This window comes from Bradyrhizobium sp. 215_C5_N1_1, from assembly GCF_052075935.1.
Classification (GTDB): domain Bacteria; phylum Pseudomonadota; class Alphaproteobacteria; order Rhizobiales; family Xanthobacteraceae; genus Bradyrhizobium; species Bradyrhizobium barranii.
The window spans coordinates 408,865-425,312 of sequence record NZ_CP197228.1 but is presented as its reverse complement, the minus strand read 5'-3'; the positions used below and the strand labels follow the sequence as shown (position 1 = coordinate 425,312).

Here is a 16,448-nt window from a genome sequence, read left to right as displayed (position 1 = left end):
AATTGCGCATGGCGCTGCTCGAAGCCTACGACCCTCCCGCGCGGATGACGGATTTCGACCTCATCGAGGGACAGCGCGAGGCCTGGCACAAGTTTGTTCTCGAGGCCTTTGATTCCTCGATCGGCGTAGAAGAAGCTGCCTTGCAGAAAGTTGCAAAGGGTGCGACGGCGCGCTCCGCTTTCTTCTCCGCCGTACGGTTCGACCCCGGCCCGACGATCGAGCAGGCGGTTCTCTGGAATGCGTTTCCCAAGGAGTTGCTGCGTCGTTTCGGCCGGAGGCGCGCGCTGATCGAGGCCGACCAGCTGTGGCCGATGTCGGCATACCGATATGATTGGCGCTACAACCCGGACGTACCGGCGCGTACCGGCGCCGGCGCGCCGGGCGTCGACTTTCCCGACGACATCTTCTACCGGCCTTTGGTCGAATATTGTGAATGGCACGTCGACCGCGATCCGGATTCGGGCCGTATCCGCCGCGTATGCTTCACGTCCGAGCCACCGGAATATTGGTTCGCGATGTATGGTGGCACGGTGCCTGGATCGAGTGTCCCGTTCCCGGGGTCCAAGGATCTGGTGCTGGAGCTCTATCGCAAGCTCGTCAGCCCCAAGGTCGAGATGAAGGACCTCCAGGCGCAGACGCCGATCAATTCGCCCTTCGGCAATTTGAATCCCGGCGACTACAACCCCCACAACAAGTGGAATACGACGCACGGCATCGTGCACCTGACCGCACCGCCCAACGCGCTGACCGCCGAGATCCAGCTCGGCGCCGACGCCACCCAGCTCTATCATAATGCGCATGGCAATCCGGTGGTCGATCCCGACGCATTCATCGCGGGCACGGGCATGGGCGGGCCGAACCGCAACAGCGATCCGACGATAGCCGCTACCGTGAACGCGCTCGCCAGAGCGGGGGCCATGATCACGCTGGCAAACCCCGTCGGGCTCTACATGGATCACATCGACCTCGCAGGCTGGGAGTTTCCCGGCGGCATGAGCAGGAACGATTGCGTCCATGTCGTGCGCGGGCAGCCTCATCTCATCGAGCGCTTGGTCGTGGAAGTGCCCGGCGGCGAGTTCACGGTGTCCGACATCACGATCGGCGGCGTTCCCATCGCGTTCGGCGGGCACATCGCCGAATGCATCACGGTCAAGCTCGTCGGCGCGGCGGGGGCGCTTGGCTCGACGAACAATCCGTCGCTGCCGATGCCGACCGTCGGAAATGTCGATCCCGTCGGCGCCCGCGAAGTTTTCGTACGCTCGCGAATGGGGGTGCCCAACGGGACCATCCCGGCCTTCGTCCATGAAAGCGGAGAACTGGAGCAGCGGGTGACCCGCGCAGCACTTGCAAGCGCGCGGCCCGTCAGGGGGGTCCGATGAGCAGCGCCGGTAACATGCCTTGGCCGCTCGAGCCTGTCCTCGACATGGACGACATCCAGGGGATCGCGGTGCCCGGCTTCCTGAAGCCGCATCAAATTCTGCTGGGCATTCGCTATCAGCGCAAAGAGGCCGACATGGCGAGCCTCAGAACGCTTCTGGCGAAGCTGACGCCCGATATCTCGACCGCGGCCGACACCTTGCGCGATCGCCGCGAACACCGGCAGTTGGCCAAATCGCCCAGCTCCAAGTCCTCCGACCAGAAGCAGAAGACGGTGTTCCCGCCCCTGGTGGCGATCGGCTTCGGCTACCAGGGACTGTTCGATCTCGCGGTCGGCGCCGCGCTGATCCCGAGCGTAGCGTACAAGAACGGGATGGTCGCGCGCTCCGCCTTGCTGGGTGACTCGACGACGCCGGGCACGCCTGGCAATCCGACGACATGGAGCGTCGGCAAGCCCAGTGAGGAACTCGACATTCTCGTGGTCGTCGCCGGCGACGACCGGAAATCTGTCCGGCTGCGGGCGGACGAGATCGTGAAGGCCTTCGTGGCCACCGGCGCCAAGATCAACGAGCAGGTCGGCAATGTCCGGGACGACGTCGAGGGCCAGGTCGGTCACGAGCACTTCGGCTTCGACGATGGTGTGTCGCAACCTGGCGTCCGCGGACGGGCATCCGGCGCAGATGACGACTTCATCACCGACAGATATGTGGACCGCTCACAATTTCCGGCGGCCGCGCTCTATGGCTATCCGGGACAGGATCTGGTTTGGCCGGGTGAATTCGTCATCGGTTATCCGCAAACAGGCCCGGACCCGCTGATACCGGGCCCTGTCCTCGAACCATCACCGTGGTGGATGCGAAACGGGTCATATCTGGTCTATCGCCGCCTGCTGCAGGATGTCGGCCTGTTCTGGCGAACGATGCGCGATGAAGCGGAGCGTCTCTCCACCCTTCCCGGCTTCGACAAGATGGACGAGAAAACGCTTGCGTCCCGGCTGGTCGGACGTTGGCCGAGCGGAGCGCCCGTCAACCGGGTGCCCGAGGGCGACGACGAGGACCTGGGTGAGAACTCGTTCGCCAACAATCACTTCCGCTTTGATTCCAACACGCATGCCTTGAAGCTCATCGGCGGCAAGGACCCGTTTCCGCAGGCAGAGGCGGATCCGGTCGGACTGACGTGCCCGCTTGCCGCACACATCCGCAAGGTGAACACGCGAGATGCGCCCTCGGATATGGGCGGGCGCAGCTCCACCTTTGAGCGGAGACTCCTGCGCGTCGGCGTCCCCTTCGGCCCGTCACTCAAAAATCGCTACGCCAGGAAGGTGGAGGGCGAACCGGAGCGCGGATTGTTGTTCCTGAGCATTCAAAGCTCGATCGAGGAGCAATTCGAATTCCTCCAGGCGCGCTGGATCAACGACGAATCGCGACCCAAGGCACCGAGCGGCCACGACATGATCGTCGGGCAGAACGCGGCGGCGGCGGACGGCGTGCGCAGGTGCGGCATTTTCGGCAAGGGATTGCAGCAGGCGCGGGTCGAGGCCGACGGAGAATTCGTGACGGCGTCCGGCGGAGGCTACTTCTTCGTCCCTTCGATCACGGCGCTCGGAACCGTCATTGCCGGCACGCAACCGGAGCTGTCCGTTCAACTCTCTGCCGATCACCGGCTGGAAGGTGTGGGCCCGGACAAGGATCTTCCGAAGGTGGCGCGCAAGACGTCTTCGGGACGAAAGGCGCGCGGCAAGCGCTGACGCTACCCCTTCCTTACATCCCCCGCCTCGGCCTCGCTCGCCTCCAGCGACGCCGGCTCGATCCCGTAGCGCTTGGTCAGCGGCATCTGGGCGATGGCGAAGATCATCGTGATCGGCGTGACGCCGAACACCTTGAAGTTCACCCAGAAGTCCGTGCTCTGGGTGCGCCAGACGATCTCGTTCAGGATGGCCATGCCGGCGAAGAACAGCGCCCAGCGCAGCGTGAGGATGCGCCAGCCCTGCGGGGTCAGGTTGAACATCTGGTCGAACATCACGGCGATGAAGGAGCGGCCGAACAACAGGCCGCCGCCGAGGATCGCCGCGAACAGGCCGTAGATGATGGTCGGCTTGACCTTGATGAAGGTCTCGTCGTGCAGCACCAGCGTCAGCGTGCCGAACACCAGCACGATCACGCCTGTCACGATCGCCATGATCGGGATATGGCGCGTCACCACATAGGACGCGATCATCGCCGCGACGATCGCAACCATGAAGGCGCCGGTCGCGGCGAACAGATTGAACTTCGCATTCACGAAGAAGAACACGAGCAGCGGACCGAGCTCGGTCGCGAGCTTGAACAGCGGATGCGGCTGGGTCTTGTCCATTCTCAGCTTTCGATTCCGGCGATCGCACGGGCGAAATCGCGCGCGGTGAACGGCGCGAGATCGTCGACGCCTTCGCCGACGCCGATGAAATGCACCGGCAGTTTGAATTTCTCCGCGAGCGCCACCAGAATGCCGCCGCGCGCGGTGCCGTCGAGCTTCGTCATCACGAGGCCGGTGACCCCCGCCGTGCGATGGAAGGCCTCGACCTGCGACAGCGCGTTCTGGCCGACGGTGGCGTCGAGCACAAGCAGCACGGCATGCGGCGCAGTGTCGTCCACCTTGCGGATCACGCGCACGACCTTTTCGAGCTCGTTCATCAGCTCGGCCTTGTTCTGCAGGCGGCCGGCGGTGTCGATCAGGAGCACGTCGATGGCCTGCTCCTTCGCTGCCGTCAGCGCGTTGAAGGCGAGGCTTGCCGAATCCGAGCCCTGGGTGCCAGCGATAACCGGCGTCCTGGTGCGCTCGCCCCAGACCTTGAGCTGCTCGATCGCGGCCGCGCGAAACGTGTCGCCGGCGGCCAGCATCACCTTGCGGCCTTCGGATGCGAATTTTTGCGAGAGCTTTCCGATGGTCGTGGTCTTGCCGGAGCCGTTGACGCCGACGACGAGGATGACGAACGGCTTCCTGCCCGCGTCGATCTCGAGCGGCTTTGCCACCGGCGCCAGCACCTTCTCGACCTCGGTGGCGACGACGTCCTTGACCTCGTCCGCCGAGATCGCCTTGTCATAGCGCCCCGTGCCGACAGCGTCCGCGATCCGCACCGCGACCGACGTGCCGAGGTCGGCGCGCAGCAGCACGTCCTCGATGTCGTCGAGCATGGCGCGGTCGAGCTTGCGCTTGGTGACGAGGTCGGCGACCGCGGTCCCGAGCGAGGACGAGGTACGCTTCAGCCCGTTGGACAGGCGGCGCCACCAGCTCAGCTTGGGGGGATCTGACGTGGTATCGTTCATGGTGGCGGTGTGTTAGCCGTTCCGGCTCCCAAACGAAAGTGTTGACCGAAAGTCTTGCAATTGCTCGATGTTCCCGAATTGACCGCCGACGAGATCCTGGCGCGCGTGCTCCATCGCGACGGGCTGATGCTGGTCATCGACAAGCCCGCCGGCCTGCCGGTGCATCGCGGCCCCAAGGGCGGGGCCAATCTGGAAACGTCGTTCGACGCGCTTCGTTTCGGCCTGCCGCGGCCGCCGGTGCTGGCCCACCGGCTGGACAAGGACACCTCCGGTTGCCTCGTGCTCGGCCGCCATCGCAAGGCGACGGCCTCGCTCGGCCTCCTCTTCAAGCACGGCAAGATCGGCAAGACCTACTGGACCGTGGTCGAGGGCGGCCCTGCCGAGGACGAAGGCAACATCGACATGCCGCTCGGCCGGCTCAATGCCGAGCGCGGCTGGTGGCAGAAACCCGATCCCGAGGGCCAAAAGGCGATCACCAACTGGAAAGTGATGGGCCGGAGCGACGGGCTGACCTGGCTCGCCATGGAACCGGTGACCGGCCGAACCCATCAATTGCGGGTGCATTCGGCGTCGACCGGCTGGCCGATCTTCGGCGATAACATTTACGGCAACGGCCCGCGCTTCGGCGAGCCGCGGCTGCACCTGCATTCCCGCGAGATCGTGGTGCCTATCTCCCGGAACAAGGAGCCGATCCGCGTGGTCGCGCCGGCCCCGCCCCACATGCACGAAAAGCTCCGCGCCTGCGGGTGGAATGGGGAATAGTTTTAGCCCCTCATGGTGAGGAGGCGCGTCAGCGCCGTCTCGAACCATGAAGGCCCGACTGTCGCCCGCGGCCATCCTTCGAGACGCCCGCTTCGCGGGCTCCTCAGGATGAGGAGCAGTGGCCGTTCGGGGAGCAAAGCAGTGCTCGCCTTCCGCCCCGTGGTTTACGAAACGTTCAGTGCTCGTCTCTATTGATAGCGATTGCTTAGAACAAGCTTCCGTCATTCGCTCAGGACGAGCAACGCGTCATGTCCACGGCCGAGTTTTCGATCATCGATGAAGTCGAATCAGCGATTCGGCTCGGCTCGGCGGAAAAGGGCCTGGAAACGGCCCGCCGCGTCACCGACCTGTTCCTCTCCTCCGCCGGAAGTTTTGGCAACGAGCAGATCGCGCTGTTCGACGACGTGCTCGAGCGCCTGATCGGCACCATCGAGCTGCGCGCCATCGCCGACATGGGCGCACGCGTTGCGCTGGCCGAGATCAGCGCGCAGCTTGCGCCGATCGCGCAGGCGCCGCCCTCCGTGATCCGCCGCCTCGCCAATAATGACGAAATTCGCATCGCCGGCCCCGTGCTCCAGGAATCCGCTCGCCTCGACGATGGCGAGCTGGTGAAGATCGCCTCCAGCAAGGGCGAATCGCATCTGCTCGCGGTCGCCGGTCGCTGGTGGCTGAAGGAGATCGTCACCGATGCGCTGCTGGCGCGGCGCTATCCCAGCGTCAGCCGGCGGCTTGCCGCCAATCCCGGCGCGCGCGTTTCCGGAAACGGATTTGCCGTCATCGTCGGGCAGGCCGAGGCCGATCCCGAGCTCGCCGTGAGCGTCGGCGTCCGCGTCGACCTGCCGTCCGACTTGCGCCGCCGGTTGCTGCGCTCGGCCACGGATGCCGTGCGGACCCGGCTGCTGTCGCGCGCACCGCCGCATCTGTTCGAGGAGATCCAGGGCGCGATCGCCGCCGTGACCGTCGGTGTCGAGCGCGAGATGTCGGTCGTGCGCGATTTCGAAGGCGCCAAGCGGGCCATCGCAAATCTCAAGGCGACTGGCCAGCTGACCGAAGCGACGCTGCTCGGCTTCGCCACGCAGCGGCGCTACGAGGAAGCCGTGGCTGCATTGGCGGCACTGTCCGGATCGACCATCGAGGTGATTCGCCCGTTGATGCAGAGCCTGCGCGAGGACGGCCTGCTGGTGCCGTGCAAGGCGGCCCAGCTCAGCTGGGAAACCACAGCCGCCGTGCTCGAGAGTCGCTTTGCCACCGGCGCGATGAAACCCGCTGATATCGCGAGAGCGAAAAGCAATTACGCGCGAATGACGTCGGAGAACGCGCGGCGGACGCTGCGATTCTGGCAGGTGCGGGCGTTGTAGGCTCTTCCCCTCTCCCCTTGTGGGAGAGGGTGCATCGCGAAGCGAGGCGGGTGAGGGGTCTCTCTCCGCAAACTCAACTCCGCGCTTGCGGACGCAACCCCTCATCCGGCGCTTCGCGCCACCTTCTCCCACAAGGGGAGAAGGAAGCAAGCACTGCTTACGTGGTCAACCTCTCGCCATCGCTGCCGGCAATCATCAGCGGCACCACACGGCCAATACGTTCACCCGCGATCGCCACCGGCAGATAGTGCTCCGTGCGGCCCTGGCTGCCGCTCTCGATCAGCACATCGCGCGTCGTACCCACTTCCTCTTGCAGCCGCCGTCGTAATGCCGCTTCGCCCGCCGTACGCAGCCGCTTCGCACGCTCCTTGATCGCACCACCTGCGACCTGCGGCATCCGCGCGGCCGGCGTGCCGGGGCGTGGCGAATACGGGAAGACGTGCAGGAACGTCAGACCGCACTCCTCCACGAGATCCAGCGAGCGCGAAAACATCTCCTCGGTCTCGGTCGGAAAGCCCGCGATGATGTCGGCGCCGAAGGCGATATCCGGACGCAGGCGGCGAACCTCGTCGCAGAACGCGATCGCATCGTTGCGCGAATGCCGCCGTTTCATGCGCTTCAAAATCATGTCGTCGCCGGATTGCAGCGACAGGTGCAGATGCGGCATCAGGCGCGCATCGTCGCCTATGGCATCCAGCAGATCGGCATCGGCCTCGATCGAATCGATCGAGGAGATGCGCAGGCGCTTCAGCTCCGGCACATGCCGCAAGATCTGCTTGGTCAGCATGCCGAGTCTTGGTGCACCCGGCAGGTCGGCGCCATAGCTGGTGAGGTCCACACCGGTCAGCACGATCTCGGCATGGCCGCGCGCAACAAGCGCCCGCACCTGATCGACCACCGCGCCCATCGGCACCGAGCGTGAATTGCCGCGGCCGTAGGGGATGATGCAGAACGTACAGCGATGGTCGCAGCCGTTCTGCACCTGGACGAACACGCGCGGCAGGCCGCTCGCAAAGCCGCCGATCAGATGCGGCGCCATCTGCTTCACCGCCATGATGTCGCTGACGGCGATCTTTTCGCTCGCACCGAGATCGAACGCGGCACGCGCATCGCGCCAGGCTTCGCTGCGCATCTTGTCGTCATTGCCGAGGACGCGATCGACCTCGGCCATGTCTGCGAACATCCGGCTCTGCGTCTGCGCCGCACAGCCGGTGACGACGATGCGCGCGCCCGGTCGTTCGCGCTTCAATTTACGGATCGACTGGCGCGCCTGCGCCACCGCTTCGTTGGTGACGGCGCAGCTGTTGATGACGATGGTATCGGAAAGGCCAGCGCCTTCAGCCTCGCGGCGGATCAATTCGGCCTCGAAGGCGTTGAGGCGGCAGCCGAAGGTGACGACGTCGACGGCCATCAGCCGACCGGCGCGAACAGCGCCGGATCGAAGGAGCCCTCATATTCGAAGGTCGCGGGGCCCGTCATCAGCACGTGGTCGTCGCTTTCACGCCATTCGATCCCGAGCTTGCCGCCGGGCAGCGTGATCTCGACATTGCGCTCGGTGCGCTTCAGCCGCGCGGCAGCGACCGCGGTCGCGCAGGCCGCCGAACCGCAAGCTCTGGTCAGGCCCGCGCCACGCTCCCAGGTGCGGATCGTGATGTGCTGGGGATCGACGATATGGGCGAGCGTGATGTTGGCACGTTCGGGGAAGATCGGATGATTTTCCAGCAGCGGACCAAAACGCTCGAGATCGTAGGCGTTGACGTCCTCGACCCAGAAGATCGCATGCGGATTGCCCATGCTCACCACTGAAGGCGAATGCAGGATCGGATTGTCGATCGGCCCGATCTGCAATTCGATGTAGCGGGTGTCGCGAAACTCTTCCGCCAGCGGAATCTCCTGCCAGCCGAACTTTGGCGCGCCCATATCGACGGTGTAGAGATCGGGCGCCGGGCCCTGCCAGCAATTGAGCAGGCCTGCGGCGGTCTCGAACGTTGCCGTGGTCTGCCCGGTCTTCTCGAAGATCCGCCGCACCACGCAACGCATGCCGTTGCCGCAGGCGCCGGCCTCGGAGCCGTCATTGTTGTAGATGCTGATGAAGGCCTCGGTCCCGTCGAACCGCGGCTTCCGGAGCACCATGAGCTGGTCGTAAGGCACGCCGCCCGGCGCGGACGCGACCGCGCGGGCGTCGTCCGGCGTCACCGGCGCGGCGGAATCACGCATGTCGACAACGACGATCTCGTTGCCGATGCCGTTCATCTTGGCAAATGCGTGGTTGGCCAGAGCGCTCATGAAATGTCCCGAATTTCGCCTGCCTTATATGGCGATCCTTGGCGGCTTGGCCAGTGATTTGCCGCCATGGCCATGACGCATCTGTCATGGGACGAATTCGGCACTCGCGTGTTAGAACGGCACGGTTCGCGCAATCCGGGACGCGCGGCCGGCTCAAGGCCTTGGGGACGTAAGGCCTTGGCGCATAAGCCCTTGGGGAGAATAGAATGAATCGTTTTTGTCGCCTCGCACTGCTCGCGCTGATCCCGGCAGCGACCATGTCGTTTGGCGTGCCCGGCGCTCTGGCGCAGACCCCGAGCCCGGCGCCCGCCGCGTCGGCCAGCCCCTCGCCGGCTCCGTCGGCCTCGCCCTCCCCGGCCGCAAGTGCCGCACCGGCGCCCGCGGCGGCGCCCTCTCCGGCGCCATCGCCTGCGGCCAGCGCTTCGCCCTCACCCGCTCCGGCGGCCCCACCGCCCGCTGCGGCCGCGACGCCTGCCCCGGTGCAGACCGCCGATCCCTTTGGCCTGGAGACCACGCTCGAGCCGAAGAAGGTCGTGATGGTCAAGGGCACTGCCAATTGGGATTCGGCCTTCGACACGCTGATCGACGCTTTCAAGGCGCTGAACACGCTGCTGGACAAGCAGGGCATCAAGCCCGCCGGCAATTCGATGATCGTCTACACCTCGACCGACGACACCGGCTTCACCTTCCTGGCCGAGATCCCGGTCGAGCAGGACCCGAAGAACCTGCCCAAGGACATGAGCATCGGCAAATCGCCGGAAGGCAAGGCGTTGAAATTCGTCCATCGCGGCTCCTACGACAACATGGACAACACCTATGAGGCGATCACCAATCACCTCGACGACAAGAAGCTGGAAGCCAAGGACACCTTTATCGAGGAGTACCTCACCGATCCCCTGAAGACGGCCGAGGACAAGCTCGTGATCAACGTGTTCGTGCCATTGAAGTGAGAGAGATGAAGAAGCCTGCCGTCCTTTTTACGTCTATTGCCGCCGCTGTCGCCGCCACGCTGCTGGCGACGCCCGCACGCGCGGACGATTTTCCCTCCGCGATCTCGGTGAGCGGCGAAGCCACGATCTCCGCGGCGCCCGATCTCGCGCAGATCGACGCCGGCGTCGCCAACGACGCCAAGTCGGCGAAGGAAGCCTCCGACGCCAACAACGCCGCGATGGGCAAGGTACTGCTGGCGCTGAAGGGCGCCGGCATCGCCGAGAAGGACTATCAGACCTCGCGCCTGTCCTTGCAGCCGCAGTACGGCCAGAACAAATCCACCGGCGCTTCGCCCGTGGTCGGCTTCCGCGCCTCTAACCGCGTTACCGTGAAGATCCGCGACGTGACCAAGGTCGCTGGCATCATCGACACGCTGGTCGGCGCCGGCGCCAACGACATCGGCAACATCTCGTTCGAGGTGACGCAGGCCTCAAAACTGCTCGACGACGCCCGCGAACAGGCGGTCGTGGACGCCCGCCGCAAGGCCGAGATCTACGCCAAGGCCACCGGCGTCACGCTCGGCGCGCCGCTCAGCGTATCCGAGGGCGGCGCTCCGGTGCCGCTGTTCAAGGCAAGAATGGCAACAGCGCCGATGGCGGCGCCCGCGGCAGTCGCGCCGGGCGAGGAAACGCTGTCGGTGACGGTGAATGTGAGCTGGGCGATTATTCGCCCTGAAGGCAAATAAGTCTCTTGTCCCGGACGCGCTGCAGCGTGAAACGCCGCTGCGCAGGGCCGGGACCCAGAAAGCCAACGGCACGTGCTGCTGCATGGGCCCCGGCTCTGCAGCGCACCGTCGAAGAGACGCTGCGCTGCGTCCGGGGCAAGTTGTGTACGTGGATGGATTTAGATCTCCACCACCTGTCCCGGCTGCATCGCCACGAACCGTTCCTGCGGAAGCTTCGCGGCATCCAACGCTTCGACCAGTGCCTTGGCCGGCGCGTCGATCGCTTCATCGGTCAGCTGGAACGTGCCGTGATGATGCCCGAGCGCGGCTTGCGCGCCGCAATCGGCCAGCGCTTTCACGGCGTCTTCCGGATTCATGTGCTGGTCGCGCATGAACCAGCGCGGTTCGTAGGCGCCGATCGGGAGGATCGCCAGACGCAGCGGCCCGTGCTTCTCTGCGACGCGGCGGAAGTGCCCGCCGTCGCCATAGCCGGAATCGCAGACCACGTAGATTTTCCCCGCCGGCGTCTCCAGCACGAAACTCGCCCACAGTGCCTTGTTGCGATCGAACATGCCGCGCGCCGACCAGTGCCGGGTCGGCACCAGCGTCACGGCGATGCCGCCGCCGAGCTCGACGCGATCGTGCCAGTCGAAGGCCTCCACCTTGATGGAGGAGTCGGCGCTGCGCATCGTTACGTCGTTGCCGAGTGGCGTCACCACGCGCGGCGCAAAGTTCTTGGCAAGCCGCGACAGCGTCGCGATGTCCAGATGATCGTAATGACCGTGCGAGACCAGCACGACGTCGATCTTCGGCAGCTTCTCGAACGCGATACCGGGGTCGTTGTGCCGCTTCGGTCCGGCAAAGCTGACGGGCGAGACCCGCGAGGACCAGACGGGATCGACGAGGATGTTGAGGCCGCCGGCCTGGACCAGCCAGCTGACGTGGCCGACGAAGGAGAGCCGCACCTTGTCGCCCTCGACGCGCTGCGGCGGCGTGTCGGCATGGGGGTTGGGCACCCAGTCGGGCCAGTCCGCGCGCTGCCCCCGGCCACCTAATTGCCACCGCAGCACCTCGCCGAGCGATCTCGGCGGCGCCCCGTCGGGATCGAAGAACGTCAGGCCGTCAAAATGGTCGGAGACCGGGCCGTCATAGGTTTTCATGCGGGACATCCAGAGGGGCGGAACACCGACCAGCGCGGCACCACCGGCGAGCAGTCCGAAAACGCGGCGGCGGGTGATCGGCACAAGCGGGCTTCAGGGATGGTAACGGAGGTAAGTCATCATCTTCTATATGGGCGGAGCCCAGGCAAAAGGAACCGGCCGCCAAAAGTTCCGTATTCTCAGGGCCTTGCCCTGGCAAAGGCACCCCGGCACCCTAACTTTCCTTGACTTTTGGGCGTGAGCGGCGTTTAACCCCGCCACTTTCTCGGAAAGGCTTTCTTTTCGACCCGCCCACTGGCCCTGGAGGCCAGAGGCCAACGCCCGACAGCGCTGTGCGCCCTCGGGCGCAAAGGTGTTTGGAAGATCGCTTGCTTAGGAAGTGGTCATCGCCCGACTTGATCGGGCGATCCAGTATCCCAGAGGCAGCTCGGCTGAACCGAGGTGCCGCGGCGTACTGGATGCCCCGGTCGAGCCGGGGCATGACGATGGTGAACGCGGCAACCCTGCGCGAGCAGGACAAGGGACAACGGCATTGTTCGACAATCTGTCGGAACGGCTTGGTGGCATTCTCGATCGTTTGACGGGGCGCGGTGCGCTGACCGAAAAGGACGTCGACGCCGCGATGCGCGAGGTGCGCCGCGCGCTGCTGGAGGCCGACGTCGCGTTAGAGGTGGTGCGCAGCTTCACCGAGCGCGTCCGCGAGCAGGCGATCGGCGCCACCGTCGTCAAGTCGGTCACGCCCGGCCAGATGGTGGTCAAGATCGTCCATGACGAGCTGATCAACACGCTCGGTGCCGAAAGCCAGACCATCGACGTCAATTCCGTGCCGCCGGTGCCGATCATGATGGTCGGTCTGCAAGGCTCCGGTAAGACCACCACCACCGCCAAGCTCGCCCGCCGCATGGTCCAGCGCGACAAGCGCAAGGTGCTGATGGCTTCGCTCGACATCTATCGCCCGGCGGCGATGGAGCAGCTGGCCGTGCTCGGGCGCGATCTCGACATTCCGACGCTGCCGATCGTCGCCGGCCAGCAGCCGGCTCAGATCGCGAAGCGCGCGCTGGAGGCCGGCAAGCTCGGCGGCTACGATGTCGTGCTGCTCGACACCGCCGGCCGCACCACGCTCGACGAGGACATGATGGCGGAAGCGGCTGCGATCAAAGCCGCTGCCAATCCGCATGAAGTGCTGCTGGTCGCCGACAGCCTCACCGGCCAGGACGCCGTGAATCTTGCCCGCGCCTTCGATCAGCGCGTCGGGCTCACCGGCATCGTGCTGACCCGCGTCGACGGCGACGGGCGCGGCGGCGCCGCGCTGTCGATGCGCGCCGTCACCGGCAAGCCGATCAAGCTGATCGGCACCGGTGAAAAGACCGACGCGCTCGAAGATTTCCACCCCGATCGTATCGCCGGCCGCATCCTCGGCATGGGCGACGTGGTCTCGCTGGTCGAACGTGCCGCCGCCAACATCGACGCCGAGAAGGCCGCGCGCACCGCCGAGCGCATGCGCAAGGGTCAGTTCGACCTCAACGACATGCGCGAGCAGCTGTTGCAGATGGCGAACATGGGCGGCATCAGCGGGCTGATGGGCATGATGCCCGGCATCGCCAAGATGAAGAACCAGATCGCGGCCGCCGGCATCGACGACAAGATCCTGAAGCGCCAGGTCGCGGTGATCGATTCCATGACGCGCGACGAGCGCCGTCATCCCGACCTGCTCAAGGCCAGCCGCAAGAAGCGCATCGCCGCAGGAAGCGGCCAGAGCGTCGAGCAGGTCAACAAGCTGCTCAAGATGCACCGGAACATGGCCGACGTGATGAAGGCCATGGGCTCGGGCAAGCGCGGCCCGCTCGCCGGCATTGCGCAGGCGATGGGCTTTGGCGGCGGCATGAAGCCGCCCTCACCGGAAGAGATGAAGGCGTTGCAGGAGAAGATGCAAGGCGGCGGACAAGGTCTGCCCAGCCTGCCGAAGGATTTGCCCGCTGGTCTGCGCACCGGCCTGCCCAACGTTCCCGGACTGACCGGGCTGAGCGGCAAGCCGACGCTGCCGGGCCTCGGCGGATTTCCGGGCAAGAAGAAATGAGGAATTCGTCGCGAGGGATCCTAAGCATCTCGCGCGACGCGGAATACCAATCAACCGAACAAACTGTACTTTGAAGGAGAACCAGATGTCCGTCGTTATCCGCCTCGCTCGTGCAGGCACCAAGAAGCGCCCCGTCTATCACGTCGTCGTCGCCGATTCGCGCTTTCCCCGTGATGGCCGCTTCATCGAGCGTCTCGGCTATTTCAACCCGCTGCTGCCGAAGGACAACGAGGCCCGCCTCAAGCTCGACATGGACAAGGTGAAGGCCTGGGTCGCCAAGGGCGCGCAGCCGTCGGACCGCGTGGCGCGTTTCCTCGACGCCGCCGGCGTCAAGAAGCGCGAAGCGCGCAACAACCCTGAGAAGGCCGTGCCGCGCAAGGAGCGCAAGGCGCAGGCCGAAGCCGCCGCGAAGGGTTAAGGTCAGATCATGTCGGCGCTGGTCTGCGTCGCGCGGATCGGCGCCGCCCATGGTGTGCGCGGTGCGGTCAAGCTGTGGACCTTCACGGAAGATCCCTTTGCCATCAAACGCTACGGGCCGCTTCTGTCCAAGGACGGCAAGCGCCAGTTCGAGGTCGCGCAGGCGCGCGAGGCCAGGGATCATCTGGTCGCGACGTTCAAGGGCGTCACGACCCGCGATGAGGCCGAGCGCCTCAACGGCATCGAGCTCTACGTCGCGCGCGAAAAGCTGCCCGCGACCGATGCGGACGAATATTACCACACCGACCTGATCGGGCTCGCCGCCGTCACCCCTGACGGCGATGCGCTCGGCCGCGTGCTCGCGATCCACAATTTCGGCGCCGGCGACATCATCGAGATCGCTCCGCCCAAAGGCACGACGATGCTGCTGCCGTTTACAAACGCGGTGGTGCCGGAAGTCGATCTCACAGGCGGCCGCGTCGTGATCGCGCTGCCGCAGGAGATCGAGGGTGAGGATAAGGAGGAAGCCCAATCCACGGGTCGTCCCCGCGAAGGCGGGGACCCATAATCACAGGCCGTGGTTTTTTGGCTAAGCTGGTAGCCTCGATCATCGCAAAGCGAAGTGCGGTGGTTATGGGTCCCGGGCTCGCGCTTCGCGCGCCCCGGGACGACAAGAACTGAGATCCGATGACCAACCCTTCACCCTGGCGCGCGACGGTGCTGACGCTGTTTCCGGAGATGTTTCCGGGACCGCTCGGCGTGAGCCTGGCCGGCCGGGCGCTTGCTGGCGGGCTCTGGGAGCTCGAGGCGCGGGACATCCGGGCTTCCGCCACCGACCGGCATCGGAGCGTCGATGACACCCCGGCCGGCGGCGGACCGGGCATGGTGCTGCGGGCCGATGTTCTGGCGGCGGCGATCGATGCCGTCGAGATCAGCCCGGACCGGCCGAAGCTGCTGATGAGCCCGAGGGGTCGGCCATTGACCCAGGCCCGGGTGATGGAGCTGGCCGAGGGTTCAGGCCCCCTGATCGTCTGCGGACGGTTCGAGGGGGTGGACCAGCGGGTGATCGACGGACGGGGCCTGGAGGAGGTCTCGATCGGCGACTACGTGCTGTCCGGGGGCGAAATCGCCGCGCTGGCCCTGATCGACGCCTGCGTCCGGCTGCTGCCCGGCGTGATGGGCAAGGAGGCCTCGGGAACCGAGGAAAGCTTTTCGGAGGGCCTCCTCGAATACCCCCAATACACCCGTCCGCAGCTGTTCGAGGGGGCTCCGATCCCGGAGACCCTGACCTCCGGCGACCACGCCAAGGTTGCAGCCTGGCGGCGGGCACAATCCGAGGCCCTGACCGCGGCCCGGCGGCCTGATTTGTGGGCCCAAATCCCGGCCAAAGCCCCGAATCGGGCAAGACGCCAAAAAACGCCAAAAAACAAGACAGACGGGTGACAAACCCTCCGGCTTGCCTTATAGGAGCGGCCACATCCGCAATAGCTGGATCAACGAATTTCGCGCAGCCCCCGTCCTGCGGCTGGGCGCGCCGATGGAGACTTACCCATGAACCTGATCCAACAGCTCGAAAAAGAGCAATTCGACAAGCTCTCCGCCAGCAAGGAGATTCCGGAATTCGGTCCCGGTGACACCGTGATCGTCAACGTGAAGGTCGTCGAAGGCGACCGTACCCGCGTGCAGGCCTATGAAGGCGTCTGCATCGGCCGTTCCGGCGGCGGCCTCAACGAGAGCTTCACCGTCCGCAAGATCTCCTATGGCGAGGGTGTCGAGCGCGTGTTCCCGCTGCTCTCCCCGATGATCGACTCGATCAAGGTGGTGCGCCGCGGCAAGGTGCGTCGTGCCAAGCTCTATTACCTCCGCAACCTTCGCGGCAAGTCGGCCCGCATCGTCGAGAAGACTGAGCACGCCAAGGCCGTCAACGAGTAAGCTCCGTTTACAGACGAGTTCTAGAGAGCGCGGGGCAAAGCCCCGCGCTTTTTTGTTGCGTCAGCCGTGCGCGTCAAAGCACTCGCGCTTCCAATTCGGCCTGCTATATATTCTTGGAATGTT

At 65.3% G+C, this 16,448-nt stretch carries 16 protein-coding genes; 11 read left to right on the top strand and 5 right to left on the bottom strand.

All coding sequences use genetic code 11. The annotated features are described in order from the left end of the window. Positions 1-8 precede the first annotated feature (8 nt). The gene (locus AB7G19_RS01990) at positions 9-1,379 is read left to right on the top strand and encodes a hypothetical protein (RefSeq protein WP_144030563.1); all 1,371 of its coding nucleotides are present in this window, start codon (positions 9-11) and stop codon (positions 1,377-1,379) included. Continuing rightward, complete coding sequence (locus tag AB7G19_RS01985; protein WP_085398326.1) at positions 1,376-3,124, top strand: Dyp-type peroxidase; 1,749 nt, start codon at positions 1,376-1,378, stop codon at positions 3,122-3,124. Before AB7G19_RS01990 ends, AB7G19_RS01985 begins: the two co-directional genes overlap by 4 nt. 2 nt (positions 3,125-3,126) lie before the next feature. On the opposite strand, the gene AB7G19_RS01980 is transcribed toward AB7G19_RS01985, so the two are convergent. Together AB7G19_RS01980 and ftsY are read right to left on the bottom strand one after the other, a co-directional pair. After that, complete coding sequence (locus tag AB7G19_RS01980; RefSeq protein ID WP_028158565.1) at positions 3,127-3,729, bottom strand: septation protein A; 603 nt, start codon at positions 3,727-3,729, stop codon at positions 3,127-3,129. A 2-nt stretch (positions 3,730-3,731) separates the two neighbouring features. Further along, positions 3,732-4,679: a signal recognition particle-docking protein FtsY gene (gene ftsY / locus AB7G19_RS01975; protein WP_071908655.1), complete on the bottom strand. Its 948-nt coding sequence runs from the start codon at positions 4,677-4,679 to the stop codon at positions 3,732-3,734. A gap of 60 nt (positions 4,680-4,739) precedes the next feature. On the opposite strand from ftsY, the gene AB7G19_RS01970 reads away from it, so the two are divergent. Together AB7G19_RS01970 and AB7G19_RS01965 are read left to right on the top strand one after the other, a co-directional pair. Continuing rightward, positions 4,740-5,441, top strand: coding sequence for an RluA family pseudouridine synthase (locus AB7G19_RS01970; protein WP_085398329.1), 702 nt, complete (start codon positions 4,740-4,742; stop codon positions 5,439-5,441). A gap of 248 nt (positions 5,442-5,689) precedes the next feature. After that, entirely contained in the window at positions 5,690-6,799 is a 1,110-nt protein-coding gene (locus AB7G19_RS01965; RefSeq protein ID WP_085398325.1) for a DUF2336 domain-containing protein, read from the top strand. 157 nt (positions 6,800-6,956) lie between these two features. On the opposite strand, the gene mtaB is transcribed toward AB7G19_RS01965, so the two are convergent. Beyond that, complete coding sequence (gene mtaB / locus AB7G19_RS01960) at positions 6,957-8,210, bottom strand: tRNA (N(6)-L-threonylcarbamoyladenosine(37)-C(2))-methylthiotransferase MtaB (RefSeq protein ID WP_085402919.1); 1,254 nt, start codon at positions 8,208-8,210, stop codon at positions 6,957-6,959. Further along, the gene (gene dapF, locus AB7G19_RS01955; RefSeq protein ID WP_071908658.1) at positions 8,210-9,085 is read right to left on the bottom strand and encodes a diaminopimelate epimerase; all 876 of its coding nucleotides are present in this window, start codon (positions 9,083-9,085) and stop codon (positions 8,210-8,212) included. Before dapF ends, mtaB begins: the two co-directional genes overlap by 1 nt. Before the next feature lie 206 nt (positions 9,086-9,291). On the opposite strand from dapF, the gene AB7G19_RS01950 reads away from it, so the two are divergent. After that, positions 9,292-10,035: a GyrI-like domain-containing protein gene (locus tag AB7G19_RS01950; RefSeq protein ID WP_071908659.1), complete on the top strand. Its 744-nt coding sequence runs from the start codon at positions 9,292-9,294 to the stop codon at positions 10,033-10,035. A gap of 5 nt (positions 10,036-10,040) precedes the next feature. Next, positions 10,041-10,760: an SIMPL domain-containing protein gene (locus tag AB7G19_RS01945; RefSeq protein ID WP_071908660.1), complete on the top strand. Its 720-nt coding sequence runs from the start codon at positions 10,041-10,043 to the stop codon at positions 10,758-10,760. A 158-nt stretch (positions 10,761-10,918) separates the two neighbouring features. Here AB7G19_RS01945 and AB7G19_RS01940 read toward each other — a convergent pair whose 3' ends face one another. Continuing rightward, positions 10,919-11,983, bottom strand: a complete 1,065-nt coding sequence (locus AB7G19_RS01940) for an MBL fold metallo-hydrolase (RefSeq protein WP_071908661.1) — start codon at positions 11,981-11,983, stop codon at positions 10,919-10,921. 448 nt (positions 11,984-12,431) lie between these two features. On the opposite strand from AB7G19_RS01940, the gene ffh reads away from it, so the two are divergent. From ffh to rplS, 5 genes are all read left to right on the top strand, one after another. Further along, positions 12,432-13,976: a signal recognition particle protein gene (ffh, locus tag AB7G19_RS01935; RefSeq protein WP_063980396.1), complete on the top strand. Its 1,545-nt coding sequence runs from the start codon at positions 12,432-12,434 to the stop codon at positions 13,974-13,976. An 85-nt stretch (positions 13,977-14,061) separates the two neighbouring features. Beyond that, positions 14,062-14,394, top strand: a complete 333-nt coding sequence (gene rpsP / locus AB7G19_RS01930; RefSeq protein ID WP_063980395.1) for a 30S ribosomal protein S16 — start codon at positions 14,062-14,064, stop codon at positions 14,392-14,394. A gap of 9 nt (positions 14,395-14,403) precedes the next feature. After that, positions 14,404-14,961 (top strand): ribosome maturation factor RimM, encoded by a 558-nt coding sequence (gene rimM / locus AB7G19_RS01925; RefSeq protein WP_085402923.1) that lies wholly within the window; start codon positions 14,404-14,406, stop codon positions 14,959-14,961. A gap of 119 nt (positions 14,962-15,080) precedes the next feature. Continuing rightward, positions 15,081-15,836, top strand: a complete 756-nt coding sequence (gene trmD / locus AB7G19_RS01920; RefSeq protein WP_085402925.1) for a tRNA (guanosine(37)-N1)-methyltransferase TrmD — start codon at positions 15,081-15,083, stop codon at positions 15,834-15,836. Positions 15,837-15,944: 108 nt separating this feature from the next. After that, the gene (gene rplS, locus AB7G19_RS01915) at positions 15,945-16,325 is read left to right on the top strand and encodes a 50S ribosomal protein L19 (RefSeq protein WP_063980390.1); all 381 of its coding nucleotides are present in this window, start codon (positions 15,945-15,947) and stop codon (positions 16,323-16,325) included. Positions 16,326-16,448: the final 123 nt, after the last annotated feature.